We start from the raw sequence: 16,190 nt of genomic DNA, 5'->3' as shown, positions 1-16,190 counted from the left end.
TCTGCCCCCCCGTTTTCACGAGGGCAGAGTTTTTTTACGCTTTTCCCCCATTACCCGTTTATACCCCCGGGTGGTTTGGGTATTACAGCTTACGGGCTATTGTAATGTTATAGAGTAATTATCGCAGCAGCTTAGTCTGAAGTAGGCTTCAGGCTACCACACAGGAATATGAGGAGGCATTCAAGATGAACAAAAAATGGATGATCGGTTCACTGGCATTATCACTGGGTCTTGTCTCTGCAGGGGGCGGAGCGCTTGCGGCTTCACCGGTAGCAAGTATTGAGGGCGTAAGAACGGTTGCGGCGTCTGCACCGGGCAAGGAAGGGCCGGCTACCATTAACAATCTCACTGAACGGAGCGTTGTTCCGCTGGTGGTTCATGCCAAGAAGCTATATACGTATGCCAGCCGGGGAGGCAATGTATTCAGCCCCGAGCTGTTCACTTATAAAGCACAGGAGTACCGCTATCTGTCCAGTGATCTGGGTTCGAAGCAGCAGCTGATGAGCTACATCAAGAAGGGATTCACGCATAATGCGGCGGCCTTCTACGCACAGACACAGTTCCTGGAGCACGAGGGCAGAATGGCGCAGGTCAATGCCGATCTGGGTAACTCGCTGGATTTCTCTAGAGCGACTGCACGGATGGTCTCCAAGACTGCACAAGCGGCAGTGTTCGAACTGACTGTACCTGCGGAAGGGCCGAACGGGTCTTCCGAAGTAGTGACAGTGAAGCTGAAGAAGGTGAGCGGCTACTGGAGAATTGATATGTCGCCGGATACCCTTTTCTAAGCAGCAGCTTCAGGCTTCGACTAATGCTTCATAAATAACGGCTGTGCCGACCTTGTCACAAGGTGAGCACAGCCGTTTCTGTTTGTCCATACACTTCAAGGAACCGGGCGTTACCGCCCCTTCACTCCGTCCTCGACCAGCTGTCTGCGCGGGGATTCAGGCTGAGCGGATTGGCTCATCCCGCCGCGGTTGATGGCGATGATACGTTTCTGGGCGTAATAGGTATCGCGGGAGAGCAGATTTCTCTCTACCGCTGCACCATCCACATGGCGGGTAATGTAAGTTTCGACTACATAGCCGGTTTTACCGGCAAGCAGTACCCGGGTTCCGCCCTTGGGGAGCGAGGCATCGCTCACATATTTATCCGTGGGGGGCAGCACCTCGACGGTTCTGGATTCAATGGAATAGTTGACGTTCTTCGGGAACGTGCCGAACAGCTTGATGGTCAGCGTGCGCCCCTGGACTTCGGATTTGATGATCAGATATTTGCCGGTGTTGTTGCGGAAGCGGAAATTAATATACCCCTCGGCAAAAGTGGCATCCTGCCCCTTCGGCAGATAGCTGACCGGAAGCGAGTGGTTGCGCCGCTCTACAATCTCAAGCCCGGAGCGCAGCGCGGCATTATACAGGGTGCTGGAGACCTGGCAGATCCCCCCGCCCGTGCCGGGCTGGAGCTTGCCGTTCACGATGACCGGGGCTTCGCGGAAGCCGTATTCGGTCTGGGCCTTCTGGATCGCTTTTCCGTAATCAAAAACCGCATTCGGCGGCAGCACCGTGCCGTTCACGGCTTTGGCGGCGGCCTCTACATTGAAGCTGCGTCCGGGGCCGCTGGCCCCGAGGGAGGTGCTGAACTGGACGATTTTGCGATCGATGCCCTGATCCTTGAGCGCCTGTAGCGTGATCTTCGGCTGCTTGACAGCAAGGGGGACCTCCAGCTGAATCTGCTTATCCTGAAGTGTGCCGTCAGCGGCCAATCGGGTGGGCACCGCTGCCTGCATCGCAAGCTCCAGCGCCTGCCAGTCCACCTCATAAGAGGATGTCCCTGGCGTATATACGACCTGGTCATCTCCGGTGATCCGCCGGACCGCATCGACCGGAACGCCGAAGGAAGCTTTTTCCCATTCGGGATTCAAGAGACTCTTAAGCTGTGCAGTCTGCAGCTGAATCTCCATATTCCAGCTGCCGGACCAGCTGCGCCGGGCTTGTACCCGCTCCATCAGCGTGCCGTCCGTCAGCGTCTTCAGCGCCTGGAGGAAGTTCCCGGCTTCATAGGTCACACCTGCCTGCTTAAGGGTAACCTGGAGTCCGGCATTATTTTTTGCCTTCATCACGAGTGGAGTAGCTTCCAGCGCCTGAAGTCTTGAATCCATTCCGGCCTTTACCTCAGCGATGTTCATTCCGCCAACCTCCCAGCCTGCGATAGCGGTATTTGCGGGCAGGGTAGGCTGGGTGCCGTATAGATGAAGCCCTCCGGCAGCCAGCGAGCCAGCCAGCATCAGACCGAAACCCGCGATGAGAGCGGCGTGTATTTTTTTCATAAGTAATCTCTCCTTCTATGGGGCGAAACCTGATATTCTTATGTATATGTAAGGATTCGGTAAAACTTTCGGGTACTCAAGGGGTTGTGGATTTGTTACAATAGATACGCCTGCGATAATCATGCAGTTTATGGAAGCTCCCCCGGCCAGTGGCCCGGCGGAAGATGTCAGAATCGGGAAGTGAGAAAATGATTGAGATGCAGGATGTATGGAAGACCTATGCCAACGGGACCCATGCATTGCAGGGAATATCCGTCAAAATCGACCGCAATGAGTTCGTCTACATTGTCGGACCGTCCGGCGCAGGTAAATCGACGTTCATGAAATTAATTTATAGAGAAGAAACGCCAACCAAAGGACAGATCTCCGTAGGCGGGTTCAATATCGGCAAGCTGAAGCCCCGCAAGATCCCTTATGTGCGGCGCAATATCGGCGTGGTCTTTCAGGATTTCCGGCTGCTGCCGAAGATGACAGCGTATGAGAATGTGGCTTTTGCGATGGATGTTATTGAGGCGCCGAAGAAGATTATCAAGAAGCGTGTAAATGAAGTGCTCGATCTGGTGGGACTGCGCAGCAAGGCGGGGCGGGAGCCCTCACAGCTCTCAGGGGGAGAGCAGCAGCGGATCGCGATTGCCAGAGCTATCGTCAACAACCCTGCCGTTATTATTGCGGACGAGCCTACCGGCAATCTGGACCCGGAGACCTCGTGGGGCATTATGCAGCTGCTGGATGAGATTAATTTTCGCGGTACCACGATCGTTATGGCGACCCACAACCGGGATATTGTGAACAAAATGCGTAAACGGGTGCTTGCGATTGAGAATGGAACGATCGTCAGAGACCAATTGAGAGGGGAATACGGTTATGAGTTTTAAAACCTTCTTGCGTCATTTGCGGGAAGGCTTCAAAAACGTATTCCGCAACGGCTGGATGTCGGTGGCGTCCATCACTTCCATCGTTGTCTCTCTCTTCGTACTCGGAGTGTTCATCCTGCTGGTGCTCAATGTCAATCAGGTAGCGGATAAAGCAGACAGCCAGGTGCAGATCAATGTGCATCTGACGCTGAATACGGACCAGAAGATGCGGGAGAAGCTGGAAAACGAAATCGGCAATATGCCGGAAGTCAGCAAGGTGGAGTTCATCTCCAAAGAACAGGGCTTGAAGGAATTTCGTGAAGATATGGGGCCGGATGCCGCCGAGCTCCTGGAAGGATTCGATAAAGACAATAATCCGCTGCCGGACAAGCTGCTCGTTGAAGTGATTGAGCCGACCACGGTTCCGTTTGTAGCGGAGAAGATAGAAGCACTGAACAAGACGCATGAAGAGCAGCCGATCTACAAGGTGAACTACGGCAAAGGCTCTGTGGAGACTTTATTCAAGGTGACCAAGGCGGTGCGCAATATCGGGTTTATTTTTGTAGCGGGACTGGCGCTGATGTCGATGTTCCTGATCTCGAATACCATCCGGGTAACGATCCTCGCCCGCCGCAAGGAAATCGGCATTATGAAGCTCGTGGGCGCGACGAATTATTTCATCCGCTGGCCCTTTTTTATCGAAGGTGCTCTGATCGGATTGATTGGTTCAGTGGTAACCTCGGTCGCGCTCTACGCCGGTTACAGCAGTCTGGTGTCTTCTGTGAAGGGAGATCCGATGCTGGGGCTGCAGTTGATTCCGTTTGAAAATATCTGGTTGCTGCTATGCGGTCTGCTGGTGGGCCTCGGTGTGCTGATTGGCGTATGGGGCAGCACGGTGTCGATCCGCAAGTTCTTGAAGGTATAGCCTGTATCATTCTTATATTTGAACAAAGGACGGAGAGTGCAAGTTGAAGAAAATTGCTGCCGGAATGGCCGTAATATTGCTGGCTGTCACAATGTTCGGGCCCTCTGACGGATATGCGAAGAAAACAAGCGTTGCCGAAATTGACAAGCAGCTGAAGCAGCTGCAGCAGGAGGTCCAGGCGGCCAAGGCGGCGCAGGATAAGGCGGACTCCCGCAATCAGGAGGCGAAGCATTATAAGAATAAGACCACGCTGAATCTGGACTATGTGCTGGGGCAGATTGCACAGGTAAAGGGCGAGATGACCACGATATCCGGCAAAATTGCCAGCACGGAGAAGTCGCTTACCGTGACGGCAGCGGAGCTGGATGATGCTGAGGCGCGTGTGGCCTCCCGCGAAAAGCTGCTGGAATCCCGTGTCCGTCTGATGTACACAGATGGCGCAGTCTCCTATCTGGATGTGCTGCTGTCCTCGACCAGCTTCTCCGACTTCCTGGACCGGGCCGATTCCCTGAAGATGATCGTGGATCAGGATCAGGATCTGCTGGTGCAGCACAAGCTGGACAAGCAGACGGTGATTACCAAGAAGCAGGAGCTGGAAGGGCAATATGCAACGGCGAAGCAGCTGTATACCGATCTGGAATCCCAGCGCAGTATGCTGAAGGAGAAGGAAGCGGAGAAGCAGGAGCTCATCGCTTATTATGATGAGGAGATTCAGAATTCGGAGGTCATCTCTGCTGAACAGGATGCCAAGCTGGTAGAGCTGGCCAGCAGCCGCTCTGCGCTGGAAGCGCAGAAGGACAAGATTAAGGCGGAGGAAGCAGCGCGCAGAGCAGCAGCCGCGAAGGCTGAGGCGCAGCGCCGGGCGGCAGTAGCCGCAGCCAAGGCGGCCGAAGCTGCCAAGGCCGCGAAGGCCTCCAGGTCTGGAGGCGGCAACAGCTCCTCTGTTGCTAGCGTGGAAGAATATTCCGGCGGCGATGGTCCTTACCTGCGGCCGGTTGGCTACGCGCGGATCTCTTCTCCTTTTGGCTACCGGACCCATCCGGTGACGCATGAAGTCGGCAAGCTGCATACCGGCGTGGACTTTGCCGTGCCGCAGGGCACGAGTATCCATGCGGCGGATTCCGGTACTGTTTTGGTAGCACGCTGGTATAGCGGCTATGGTTACTGTGTCATTATTGACCATGGCGGCGGGGTATGGACGCTGTACGGTCACATCCGCGAAGGCGGCATTAGAGTGAACGAGGGAGATCGGGTGGAGCGCGGACAGACGATTGCGGAATCCGGCTCAACGGGACGTTCAACCGGCCCGCATCTGCATTTTGAAGTGCGGATCAACGGGAAACCGGTGAATCCTATGCCTTATCTGTAAGCGGACTGAGCGGATTTTGGAACTGAAGGAGCGATAGCATCCGCCTGAAAGCTTTCCGCAGGAAAGCTCACTTCGTAAGCAACAGCAGTCTGCGGATTTCAACCGTTAAAAACGGGATGAATCATGAAATCTGCAGACCACAGCAGCTGGAAGTCCAAATATTCTCTGGAGACACGGCCAATCTCAAAACATAAAAATCATCGGTTCAATTTATAAAATAAATATATTTTCGTGCTGCGGCATATACTGGAAGAGATGCCGTTTCTCATGGAACGGGCCCATGCTGGTGTTAAGATGGACAAGAAGGGACGGTGGGAACATCATGTTAAAGAAAAGCACTGCGGCCTTTATGATCGTCGCGGCACTGCTGTGCGGCAGTCTGCTGACCCTGGGCGTGACCGGTTATGTGCAGGTATTCGGACAAGCCGCAGGTGAAGGGCTGGCAACGGTCCTGCAGACTGCCGGACTACAGGAGAAGGAATCGAAGAAACTGGGTACCGCTCTTAGCCTGATCGAGGGCAATTATTATGAGAAGGTGGACCGGGAGAAGCTGATTGACGGTGCGGTCAACGGAATGATGGAAGCGCTGGGCGACCCGTATTCCAACTACATGGGCAAGGAGACGGCACAGCGGTTCGAGGAGAGCATCGAAGGCTCCTTCTCGGGGATTGGCGCTGAGGTCTCCTCCGATAACGGCAAGGTGGTTGTAGTCTCCCCTATCAAGGGCTCACCGGCAGAGAAAGCCGGCATTCAGGCCAAGGATGTGATCCTCTCTGTTAACGGTGAATCGCTGGAAGGACTGGAGCTGAATGCGGCTGTGGCCAAAATCCGCGGTCCCAAGGGAAGCAAGGCGACCCTGAAGGTCCAGCGGACCGGAACAGCAGAGCCGCTGCAATTCGTCATCACCCGTGATGATGTCAGACTGGAAACGGTCTATGCGAAGATGGAAAAGGACCATGTCGGTGTCATCGAGGTTACGCAATTCTCGCAGAACACCTCGGAGCGGTTCAAGGAAGAGCTGATGAAGCTGGAGAAGCAAGGCATGAAGGGACTCGTTATTGATGTCCGTAATGACCCGGGCGGTGTGCTGCCGGTTGTCATTGAGATGGTCGAGCAGTTCGTACCGAAGGGCAAATCCATCGTACAGGTGGAGGACAAGAACAAGCAGCGCGAGGTCAGCACTTCGAAGGGATCTAGCAAGAAGTATCCGGTAGTCGTGCTGATGAACAAAGGCAGCGCGAGCGCTTCGGAGATCATGGCCGGAGCCCTGCAGCAATCTGCCGGAGCCAAGCTGATCGGAGAGAATTCATTCGGCAAAGGAACCGTGCAGACCAGCTTCGAGGAGCAGCTCGGTGACGGAAGCCTGCTGAAGATTACGATTGCCAAGTGGCTGACGCCAGACGGCACCTGGATTCACGGTAAAGGCATTAAGCCGGATATCGCCGTAGCCCAGCCGGATTACTTCTCGGTGGCGCCGATTAACAAGAGCGTTACGCTGCAATATAATATGAACAATGCAGATGTCAAAAGTGCGCAGACTATGCTGGATGGGCTAGGCTATAAGCCGGGCCGCAAGGACGGGTACTTCGATGCCGGGACCAAAGAAGCGGTCAAGAAATTCCAGAGCGCAGCCAAGCTGAAGACGACAGGCTCGATTGATACCAAGACCGCGGAAGCGCTGGAGCTGGCGCTGATCAAGGTCATCCAAGATCCGGTGAACGACAATCAGCGGAATAAGGGGATCGAAGAAATTCAGAAGGAAATCAAGGCTGCAGCGTCGAAAAAGTAAGAAGGCTGATTCTAGCCTTCTTTTTTCTTTTAAAGGATAAAATATGATGTCCTCTAGGCTATGAAAAGGAGTGTGCGAACCGTTGAATGTACTCCCGGAGCTGCTGACCAGCTTAGGCACAGCAGTCCTACATCTGCTGATTCAGCCCTATTACTATATCGCTATTCTATTTATTGCCCTATATTACCGCAGACAGGTAGCCCTCGAGCGGAAGCTTATTCATGTGAAGCTGCATAGCTGGGGACCGGAAACCTGGCGGACTGTGTGGACCGGTGGAGTCATGGGGCTGGTGGTCTCCCTTGCCGCAGTTGCACTGGGAGTTTCGGTGACCTATACGGCTGTTGCCTGTATCTGGGTGGTTAGCCTTGTCTTAATGCTGTTTCGGGTGCGTTACTTATGCTTTGCGTATGCCATAGGGACGCTTGGAATTGTGCAGTTTGTACTGTCGTTCTTCCCGGAGACGCTGCAGAGCGGAGCCGCCGGAACGGTTGCCGCTGCCGTGCGGGAGATGGACATCCCGGAGCTGCTGGCGCTTGCCGCGCTGCTCCACGTGGCCGAAGCGCTGCTGGCGCGCTGGCAGGGGCCCCGGCTGGCGACGCCGCTGTTCCTTGCCGGCAAGCGCGGCAAGGTGGTGGGCGGCTATCAGCTGCAGGCCTTCTGGCCGCTGCCGCTGTTCGTGCTGATTCCCGCAGGCACGGGAATCGGTGAGCTGCCGTGGCATCCGCTGCTGGGCGGGGGCCTCGGCCTGATCTCGCTGCCGGTCATCATCGGCTTCAGCGAGATGACCCAGGGCATGATGCCCGGACGCAAGGCGGCCCGTACATTCGGACGGCTGCTGGTGTACAGCGCCGTCCTGCTCGGCCTTAGCCTGCTTGCGGACCTATGGAGCCCGCTGACTGTCATCGCGGCGCTCGCGGCACTTCTGCTGCACGAAGGGTTAAGCTGGTACAGCGCTCTGGAGGAGCGCAGCCTTAGCCCCGTCTTCGTGCATCCCCCGGCCGGCCGCAAGGTGCTGGCCGTGCTGCAGGGCAGCCCCGCGCAGGAGCTGGGCATCCTGCCCGGCGAGATCTTGCTGAAGGTCAACGGGGTCCTGTTGACCAGCGCGGCGCAGCTGCATGAGGCGCTGCGCATGAACTCTGCGTTCTGCAAGCTGGAGGTGCAGAACCGCGAGGGCGAGAGCAAATATCTGCAGCGCGCGCTCTATGCCGGGGACCATCACCAGCTCGGCATCATTCTGGTGCCGGACCCGGACGCCAGCATCACCGCAGAGGCGAAGCCGTCCAGCATCTTCAGCATCATCGGGATGCGAACAGGCACCCGGCAGCGGGGAGTGCAGGCGGATCGGCTGGGCCGGGCGAAGAAGAGCCCGCCAGCAGAGGCCAAGCAGGAATCTGCCGGCGTCTGACGATAGATTATCAACGTAGTGGGTTCCCACAGCGGCTGTTGGCGCGGAAGGTTAAAGAGGTCCGTTCTTTCTGAACTAAGTTCAGGGGGGACGGGCCTTTTAAATTTATAGTTGTTAAGGGAGTGGTGTACGGTAACTGGAATGTATGCGGAAAACCGAATACAATCGGCAGCCGCTACCCCATATGTGGCAATGAACTCGAAAAACCGAATACAATGGGGGTGGTACAGGCACATGGGCCGAATGTATGTGGAAAACCGAATGCATGAGCGGCCGCAAAGGTACATGAGCTGGATGTACGGGTATAAGCCACCAGCATCCTTCACCTATTAGGGTGATGTTGTGCCTCACCTTGGATATCGCCAGCCCGCGGCTCAATGGTTCCCCTGTGTACTCTTCAGATACAGAATCGCAATCTGTGTGCGGTCGCGTACGCCGAGCTTGCTGAGGATGTCGGTAATATAGTTTTTGACGGTGCCTTCGCTCAGGAACAGCTTGGCGGCGATTTCCTTGTTGGTGAGTCCCTCTGCAATGGAGGTGACTACTGCCCGCTCGGACTTGGTCAGGCCATAGGAAGCAAGCGGCTGAGCCTCTGGAGCTTCCTGACGCGCGGAGGGCTGGAGGAAGCCCGCCAGCTTGCGGGCGATCTCGGGATGAATGAGCATATTGCCCTCATGTACAGTCTTGATGCCTTGAATAATCCGGTCCGGTGGGATGTTCTTGAGCAGATATCCGCTGGCTCCGGCGCGCAGAGCCTCAATAATATACTCGTCATCATCGAAGGTCGTCAGCATCAGGACGGCTGCGGATGGATAAGCTTCTTTGATCAGCCTTGTACCTTCCACTCCGTCACATCCCGGCATACGGATGTCCATGAGTACAACATCCGCTCCGCCGGGCAGCTCCCCCAGCAAGGTGAGGGCCTCCCGGCCATCGCCTGCGGTTCCGGCGACCTCGATACCGGCATCCAGCCCGATCAATACCTTCAGGCTCTCGCGGATAAAAGAATCGTCGTCAACAATCAATACTCTAATCATGGTTCAGCACCTCTTATCTGTGAATATACTCCCGCTGTCCGTCCTTGGCTAACTTGATGAGTATGTGCAATCTCCCTGGTTGACTCCATCTCTTAGTTGGATTTTGAGCACTTGCTGATCAACGAGTGGCCTCGCTGGGGACAACAGTTGGACAAACAACACTTAATTGTTCCCAATCTGCCCCGCAGCAGTAAAACTATCAGCAGTAGATGCTGTTTTTCCAACTAATTCCCTGGAAACATCAGAAGCTGTGAAATTAAGATACGTTTTTCCACTTGCTTCTGGCAGAGGGGGAGCAGCTCCCTGAGAACCGCAAGTTGTTAGCATATAACACCTGTATCTCAATCCGCCTTCCCATCAGTTCCCCGTCAGTTATACGTACGCCATGGCGATAGCCAGCTTCCCACAGCTTCACTCCCACCCCCATTCCCCATTCAGCGCGGCACTCCCTCCGGCTGCCGATACACCGGCAGCCGGGTGATGACCGTGAACTGCGGCTCCAGCCGCAGCTCCAGTGTCCCGCCGACCATGGCGCAGCGCTCGCTCATGCCCTTCAGGCCCATCCTGCTGCTGCCGGGCAGACGGCCCAGCGGGTCTGCTTCGGGCAGCTTCCCGTTATTACCGGTCTCCATCTGCACCTCATGCTCCGCATAGGTGACCTCCACCCATACGGAGCTGGCCTGCCCGTGCCGCAGCGCATTGGTGATGGCCTCCCGGGCATTGGTGTACAGCACAACCTGAAGGCTCGGATAGAGCGGATAAGGAATTCCCTGCACCGTATAGGAGGTCGCAATGCCGGTATCGCGGCCCACTTCCTCCAGCAGCCGGTCCAGCGCATACGCTCCTTCAAGCTGGGGAGTATGGTTAATCCGCTTCAGCGCCGCACGCATATCGTCCATACTGCCCGAGAGCTGGTCCCGGATCTGTTTCATCATCTGCAGTCCTGTTTCCGGTGCGGCAGGGAGGGTGTGGATGGCCGCTTCGGTCATCATCTTGACCCGGATCAGCCGGTGGCCGATGTCATCATGCAGCTGGCGGGCGATCCGCACACGTTCTTCTGCCTGCGCAGCCACCTCAATTTGCGCGGTGAACTGGAGTAGCCTTGAGCGGGCCTCTTCCAGCTCGAAATGCTTTTTGCGCAGCTCATCATAGAGAAATAAAGTATCGGCACGCCTGCGGCCTGCCCGGAGCAGCAGCAGATTCAAGCCGGCACACAGCAGGAAGGTAAGGTTAGTGAACACAAGCACAGCCGGAGCTACATGAAGCAGGGCGGCATTCAGCAGGGCCAGTTGAATACAGCAGAAGGTAAGGGCCGTATTCTTGGGCTGCCGCCGGGCATAGGAGATCACCGCAGACAAGGCCGGAAAAACCATCAGCGGCCCGTATTCATAACAAAGCCAGGCGGTGAGGATCAGCTCCATGCCTCCGGTCAGTGCGGCGAGAGATCTGGATGCCCTTGCACCCAGTGTGACCAGCAGCATCAGCAGCATGAAATGCAGAGTGAACCAGTCATAGTCCGCGAATTCATAGACTTGAATTGAGAGGATCGCCGGGATGATAAGCAGGCTGTAGCGCAGCAGTATCAGTTCTCTGGTCAAGTAAGTTCATCCTTTTAGATTAAAATATCTCTTATTCGTCAACATTCTTCTCAGGTATATCCATCTTAGCATAAGAGCGCTGCTCTTCAGGAGATGACTTTCGTCACCTCTGGATCATGACCTTTAGTACCTTCGGCTGTGTCCGCCCTACTGTACAATAAGAATACGAGAATGAAGGAACAGGGGGCATCGGCAATGGCACTAGCAGTACTGAGCGATGTTGTGAAGAGATATGACGGTAAGCTGATTGTGGATCACGTGAATTTCAATATACAGGAGGGTGAGATTTTCGGCCTGCTGGGCCCGAACGGTGCCGGGAAAAGCACGACCATCAGCATGATCTGCGGGCTGCTTCAAGCCGACAGCGGCGATATTATCATCGACGGGCTATCCGTAAGGGAGCGGCCGCTTGAGGTGAAGAAGCGAATCGGGCTTGTGCCCCAGGAGCTGGCGTTATACGAGAATATGACGGCAACCGATAATGTGAGCTTTTTCGGCAGACTCTATGGGCTGCGCGGACAACTGCTGAAGGAGCGGACCCAAGAAGCGCTGGAGTTCACCGGCCTAAGCGACCGGGCGAAGGATAAACCGTCCACCTTCTCGGGAGGGATGAAAAGACGGCTGAATATCGCCTGTGCCATCATGCACCGGCCGCGCCTGATTATCATGGATGAACCCACAGTCGGCATTGATCCGCAGTCACGCAATCATATTCTGGAATCCGTGAAGGCTTTGAATAAGATGGGGTCGTCGGTGATCTACACCAGTCATTATATGGAGGAGGTCGCTGCGATCTGTGACCGGGTCGCCATTATGGACCAGGGGCATATTATTGCCTGCGGTACGGAGAACGAGCTGCGCGAACGGGTGGCCCACGAGGAGAAAATCGTTGTGAAGGCAGCGGGCATCACCCCTGCCTTAGTGAACGAGCTGGGGCAGCATCCCCGGATCAACCGGGTAGAAGCTGTGCAGGATGCGATAGAGCTGTATCTTCCCTCCTCGCAAAGTGCGCTCCAGGATATTCTGTTTATTTTCTCCAAGCACGAAGGGGTCATTGCCTCCTTGAATATTGAAGAGCCGGATCTGGAGACCTTGTTCCTTAGTCTGACCGGCCGGACCTTGCGGGACTAGAGAGGGGGGGGATAGGTGTGAATATCTGGATCATTATGGGGTTTGAGCTGCGCAGACAGCTCCGTTCACGCACATTGCTGCTTAATATGTTCCTGCTGCCGCTGGTACTGATCTTCCTCTTGGGTGCTTCGCTCTCCGGGGTGGTCGGGGTACAGGGGGCAGATGAGATCAAGCCTGTACGTGTAGCTATTGTGAATAACGGAGGCGGAGGGGCAGAGGAATCTGCTATCCTTACGGCCTTTCTGGAGACGCCTGAGGTGAAGGGACTTATTATTCCTGTCCAGACGGAGAGCCGTGGAGCGGCAGAGAGCGGGCTGCGTACCGGTAAATATGCCTATGGGGTGATTGTTCCTACGGACTTTGACCAGGAGGTGCAGAGCGGTAAGAAGGCGAGCCTGGAGTTCATTCTGGGCAGGAGCCATGATGATAACCGGGTGGCCGGAACCGCCTTCGACAATCTGCTGATGGAGCTGAATTATAAGCAGGCGGCAGCCGTTACCCTTGGACCACAGGCTCTTACAGCGACTTCGGCAACTGCCAGTAAGCCGGGGGTGGTGCTGGGAGATCTGAACAATGGCGGAAAGACCTACTCGGCGGCCCAGTTCTATGCGGCGTCCATGCTGCTGATGTTCCTGATGTACAGCGGGTTGACCGTGACAGCCTCGCTTTTTAACGATAAGGAGAACCATACGCTGTTCAGAATCCATTCCATGCCGGTAAAAGACAGTCATCTGTTCATCGGCAAAATGCTCGGCGTAGGTCTGGTCAGCATCCTGCAATGTCTCACGATTATTCTGATGACTGACTGGCTGTTCGGCGTCTACTGGGGCAACCGCCCGGGACTGCTGCTGCTGTTCTGTCTGCTGATGATTGCCGCCTCAATGACGCTGGGCGTACTGATCTGCCTCTTCAGCCGGACCTCGGCGACTGCTACGAATATCATTAGTGTCCTGACTGTAGTAATGACCTTCGTCAGCGGCGGGATGGCGCCGCTTCCTGATTCATGGGTGAACAGTGCAGGTGCATTCACGCTTAACCATTGGGTGCAGCAGGCAGTCATCCGGATGATGCTGCATTCCGGTCTGGAGCAGCTTTTGCCGAATCTGTGGGTGATGTGCTTCATCAGCGCGGCATTGTTCGCAGCAGTGATTGTCTCATACCGGAAGGTGGGTTACCGTGGATAAAATATTAATTATTGCCTGGAATATGATTAGACGAAGCATTGGCACCTTCAGGGGGCTTATGGTATTCATTCTGCTTCCCGGCGTAGTGGTGGCAGCGATTATCTCGCTTACCGGAGGGATGGGGGAGGGGCCGGCAACTGTGCTATATGCCAACTCGGATACGGGGGCAGCCGGCAGACATTTGATTACGGAGCTGGAGCAGGCCGGAGAATATAAGTTCGAGCCGCGCAGAGATGAGGCCGCTTTGAAGGAAGCGACAATTAAGCAGGAGGGAACGGTGGGGGTGTTCATTCCTGCCGGATACACTGCCGCCTTAATGGCGGGGGACCCGCTGCAGATCAGCATCTATGAGCTTCGGGCAAGTGAAAGCTCGATCATGATGAAGCTGAAGATCACCGCCACTGCCGCGCAAATTGCCGAAGCAGCACGTACCGTTGCTGCCGCCAGCGGAGGAACAGGCGATATGCAGGCGCAGCTCGCTGCTGTACTGAAGCAGTCGGAGCAGCACAACGTGGGCAGCACCCGCACCGATTATGATCTCTATCCGCGGCAGACGCTGGGTGTGGTTACAGGGATGACGCTGATGTTCCTGATGGCACTGGTGACCAGCTCCGTCTCCCAGATCACGGATGACCGCAGAGGACGTACCATGATGCGCATGTTCAGCGCTCCGGTCCGGTCTTATGAAATTGCGCTTGGCAACTTCCTGGGCAGCTTTCTTGTAGGAATGATTCAGATCCTTATCGTGCTGGTGCTGGGCAAATGGGTGCTCCGCTACGATTATGAGATGCCGCTCTTTCTCTATTTTCTGGTTCTGGCGGCCTTCATGCTGGTGTCGATGGGCATCGCCAGCACCGTTGCAGGCCTGATCCGCAATCCGCGTAATGCGGGGATGCTGAATTCGCTGATCCTTACACCGACCTGCATGCTGGGCGGCTGCTTCTGGCCCATCTCCATCATGCCGGAATATATGCAGAAGCTGGCCAACTTTACACCGCAGAAATGGGCGATACAGGCGGTGGACATTGCCGCAACCGGCGGCGGCTGGAATGAGCTGTGGCTGCCGTTTGCGATCCTGGGCCTGATGGCTGCCGTTCTGCTGGCGATTGGTTCTGCCATTCTCCGTCCGAATGAAGCGGGAATCAGCACCTGAGATCGAAGCGTATTCTTGCTGACTCTAATGTCTAAATCGGACATATTCAAATGACATAATTATGTGATATGATCGGATCAAAGCGATAAATGACAGGGGGATGCGAGGATGGGCAGCAACAAGCTGGCTTGGACCTGGAAGGTGAAAGAGGAATACTTAGAGGAATACGTACAGATGCATCTGGACCCGTGGCCGGAGATTCTGGAGGAGCACAGCAAAGCGGGCATCCGCAACTATTCGATTTTTCAGAACGGCAACCAGTTCTTCTATTGCTTTGAATGTGATGATACGGAAGCTGCGTTCGCCTACATCGCCGGGAGTGAGGCCTGCAACCGCTGGAATGCCATCACCTCGAAGATGGTCGAAGGCTCCTTTGATTTCAACGATGCGGTTCCGATGGTGCCGCTGCGTGAAGTCTTTTATCTGAAGTAGGCTGGCTTACAGGAATGTTTATTGGAGCTATACTAGAGAGAATCGTTTGAAGCCAGCTGAATAATAAATTTGTGGACCGTGATAATCTTATATAATGGGTTGTACTCAAAAAACGATTAGAGGGGAATGAGTCCAATCCGATCTACAGCTACAACACTGGCAGCGGGCACGGTCCTGTCGCTTAGCCTGCTGCTGGGGTGCAGCAGCCAAAATACATCCGTCACGGGTACTCCGGCGGCAGAAACGACTCCGTCTGCGATAGCATCAGCTTCTGCGTCTCCATCGGCAACAACGGCTTCACCCGCAGCCTCAGAAACTGCATCCGCTGTGGTTCCGGCAACTACAGCAGGCCTATCGAGTCCGGTCCAGCCAGAAGCTCCCGCCAACCTGGTAATTGCCGATTCCGTTAATGCTGCGGGAACCATCCGCGCGAGAAGCGCAGCGGGACAAGGCGAGCTGCTGATGATCGCAAGCAGCTCCGAGGAGCGGGGACATCTGGAGGCATCCAGCAATTACGGTCTCGAAGGGGAGCAGACGTATCAGGCTGATTACTCCATCGTGTACCGGTCGGGGAAGCAGGACCAGGTATTGCTTAAGCTGCCCGCTTTTTTGTTCGTACGCCCATCAGACCAGGTCCTCGAGTTCGATACAGTCCGCTTCAAGGATGCAGAAGTATATTTGCTTGCTCCCCAATATAAATCCGGGCATGGACTGGTTGCTTACGCCTTTGCTATGGAGAGAGGAAGCGGAGAAGTGTTTCCATTATCCTTCAAGCAGGGGGAAATCGTACACGATACACTGGTCTACTCAGAGCTGCCGCCGTTCCCGGCCAACCAGAACGAACAGCTAGTGGTGCACTCGCCTGAGGGTGCCGGGACTGACCCGGAGCTGAAGCCACGGGTGTACGATTTGGATCTGGAGAAGCGGCTGTTTATTGCGCGTTAGAGTAAAACCTCCCTTCTATCTGGAATATTGCTTCCAGGCAGA

At 55.3% G+C, this 16,190-nt stretch carries 14 protein-coding genes; 11 read left to right on the top strand and 3 right to left on the bottom strand.

Annotation, left to right across the window (positions count from 1 at the left end; translation table 11 throughout):
• The first annotated feature begins 185 nt into the window (after positions 1–185).
• On the top strand, positions 186–788 hold the full coding sequence (locus NST43_RS28305) for a DL-endopeptidase inhibitor IseA family protein (protein WP_339220679.1): 603 nt from the start codon (positions 186–188) through the stop codon (positions 786–788).
• 110 nt (positions 789–898) lie between these two features.
• On the opposite strand, the gene NST43_RS28300 is transcribed toward NST43_RS28305, so the two are convergent.
• Complete coding sequence (locus NST43_RS28300; RefSeq protein WP_339220677.1) at positions 899–2,326, bottom strand: VanW family protein; 1,428 nt, start codon at positions 2,324–2,326, stop codon at positions 899–901.
• A 188-nt stretch (positions 2,327–2,514) separates the two neighbouring features.
• Here NST43_RS28300 and ftsE point away from each other — a divergent pair, with 188 nt between their 5' ends.
• From ftsE to NST43_RS28275, 5 genes are all read left to right on the top strand, one after another.
• The gene (gene ftsE, locus NST43_RS28295; protein ID WP_036694710.1) at positions 2,515–3,201 is read left to right on the top strand and encodes a cell division ATP-binding protein FtsE; all 687 of its coding nucleotides are present in this window, start codon (positions 2,515–2,517) and stop codon (positions 3,199–3,201) included.
• Positions 3,191–4,105, top strand: a complete 915-nt coding sequence (ftsX, locus tag NST43_RS28290; protein ID WP_339220676.1) for a permease-like cell division protein FtsX — start codon at positions 3,191–3,193, stop codon at positions 4,103–4,105. The genes ftsE and ftsX overlap by 11 nt, the downstream gene beginning before the upstream one ends.
• Before the next feature lie 43 nt (positions 4,106–4,148).
• Positions 4,149–5,474 carry a peptidoglycan DD-metalloendopeptidase family protein gene (locus NST43_RS28285; protein WP_339220675.1) on the top strand — a complete coding sequence of 442 codons (1,326 nt, stop codon included), beginning with the start codon at positions 4,149–4,151 and terminating at the stop codon, positions 5,472–5,474.
• A 322-nt stretch (positions 5,475–5,796) separates the two neighbouring features.
• On the top strand, positions 5,797–7,263 hold the full coding sequence (locus NST43_RS28280; protein ID WP_209988768.1) for a S41 family peptidase: 1,467 nt from the start codon (positions 5,797–5,799) through the stop codon (positions 7,261–7,263).
• Positions 7,264–7,345: 82 nt separating this feature from the next.
• Positions 7,346–8,668 carry a PDZ domain-containing protein gene (locus tag NST43_RS28275; protein WP_339220672.1) on the top strand — a complete coding sequence of 441 codons (1,323 nt, stop codon included), beginning with the start codon at positions 7,346–7,348 and terminating at the stop codon, positions 8,666–8,668.
• A 374-nt stretch (positions 8,669–9,042) separates the two neighbouring features.
• Here the strand turns inward: NST43_RS28275 and NST43_RS28270 are convergent, their stop codons facing one another.
• Both NST43_RS28270 and NST43_RS28265 read right to left on the bottom strand, forming a co-directional pair.
• Positions 9,043–9,705 carry a response regulator transcription factor gene (locus tag NST43_RS28270; RefSeq protein WP_209988764.1) on the bottom strand — a complete coding sequence of 221 codons (663 nt, stop codon included), beginning with the start codon at positions 9,703–9,705 and terminating at the stop codon, positions 9,043–9,045.
• A gap of 434 nt (positions 9,706–10,139) precedes the next feature.
• Positions 10,140–11,303 (bottom strand): histidine kinase, encoded by a 1,164-nt coding sequence (locus tag NST43_RS28265; RefSeq protein WP_339220670.1) that lies wholly within the window; start codon positions 11,301–11,303, stop codon positions 10,140–10,142.
• A gap of 195 nt (positions 11,304–11,498) precedes the next feature.
• Here NST43_RS28265 and NST43_RS28260 point away from each other — a divergent pair, with 195 nt between their 5' ends.
• The 5 genes from NST43_RS28260 (at position 11,499) to NST43_RS28240 (ending at position 16,148) form a co-directional block, all read left to right on the top strand.
• Positions 11,499–12,434, top strand: a complete 936-nt coding sequence (locus tag NST43_RS28260; protein WP_339220669.1) for an ABC transporter ATP-binding protein — start codon at positions 11,499–11,501, stop codon at positions 12,432–12,434.
• A 17-nt stretch (positions 12,435–12,451) separates the two neighbouring features.
• Entirely contained in the window at positions 12,452–13,618 is a 1,167-nt protein-coding gene (locus tag NST43_RS28255) for an ABC transporter permease (protein ID WP_339220667.1), read from the top strand.
• Positions 13,611–14,771: an ABC transporter permease gene (locus tag NST43_RS28250; RefSeq protein ID WP_339220665.1), complete on the top strand. Its 1,161-nt coding sequence runs from the start codon at positions 13,611–13,613 to the stop codon at positions 14,769–14,771. Before NST43_RS28255 ends, NST43_RS28250 begins: the two co-directional genes overlap by 8 nt.
• 108 nt (positions 14,772–14,879) lie before the next feature.
• Positions 14,880–15,203, top strand: a complete 324-nt coding sequence (locus tag NST43_RS28245) for an L-rhamnose mutarotase (RefSeq protein WP_339220663.1) — start codon at positions 14,880–14,882, stop codon at positions 15,201–15,203.
• Between the two features lie 126 nt (positions 15,204–15,329).
• The gene (locus tag NST43_RS28240; RefSeq protein WP_339220662.1) at positions 15,330–16,148 is read left to right on the top strand and encodes a hypothetical protein; all 819 of its coding nucleotides are present in this window, start codon (positions 15,330–15,332) and stop codon (positions 16,146–16,148) included.
• The last annotated feature ends 42 nt before the right edge of the window (positions 16,149–16,190 follow it).

The sequence above is a fragment of the Paenibacillus sp. FSL H8-0332 genome (assembly GCF_037963835.1).
Classification (GTDB): domain Bacteria; phylum Bacillota; class Bacilli; order Paenibacillales; family Paenibacillaceae; genus Paenibacillus_AQ; species Paenibacillus_AQ rhizoplanae.
Note: the sequence above shows the minus strand (reverse complement) of the source record. Positions and strands in the feature narration are given on the sequence as shown.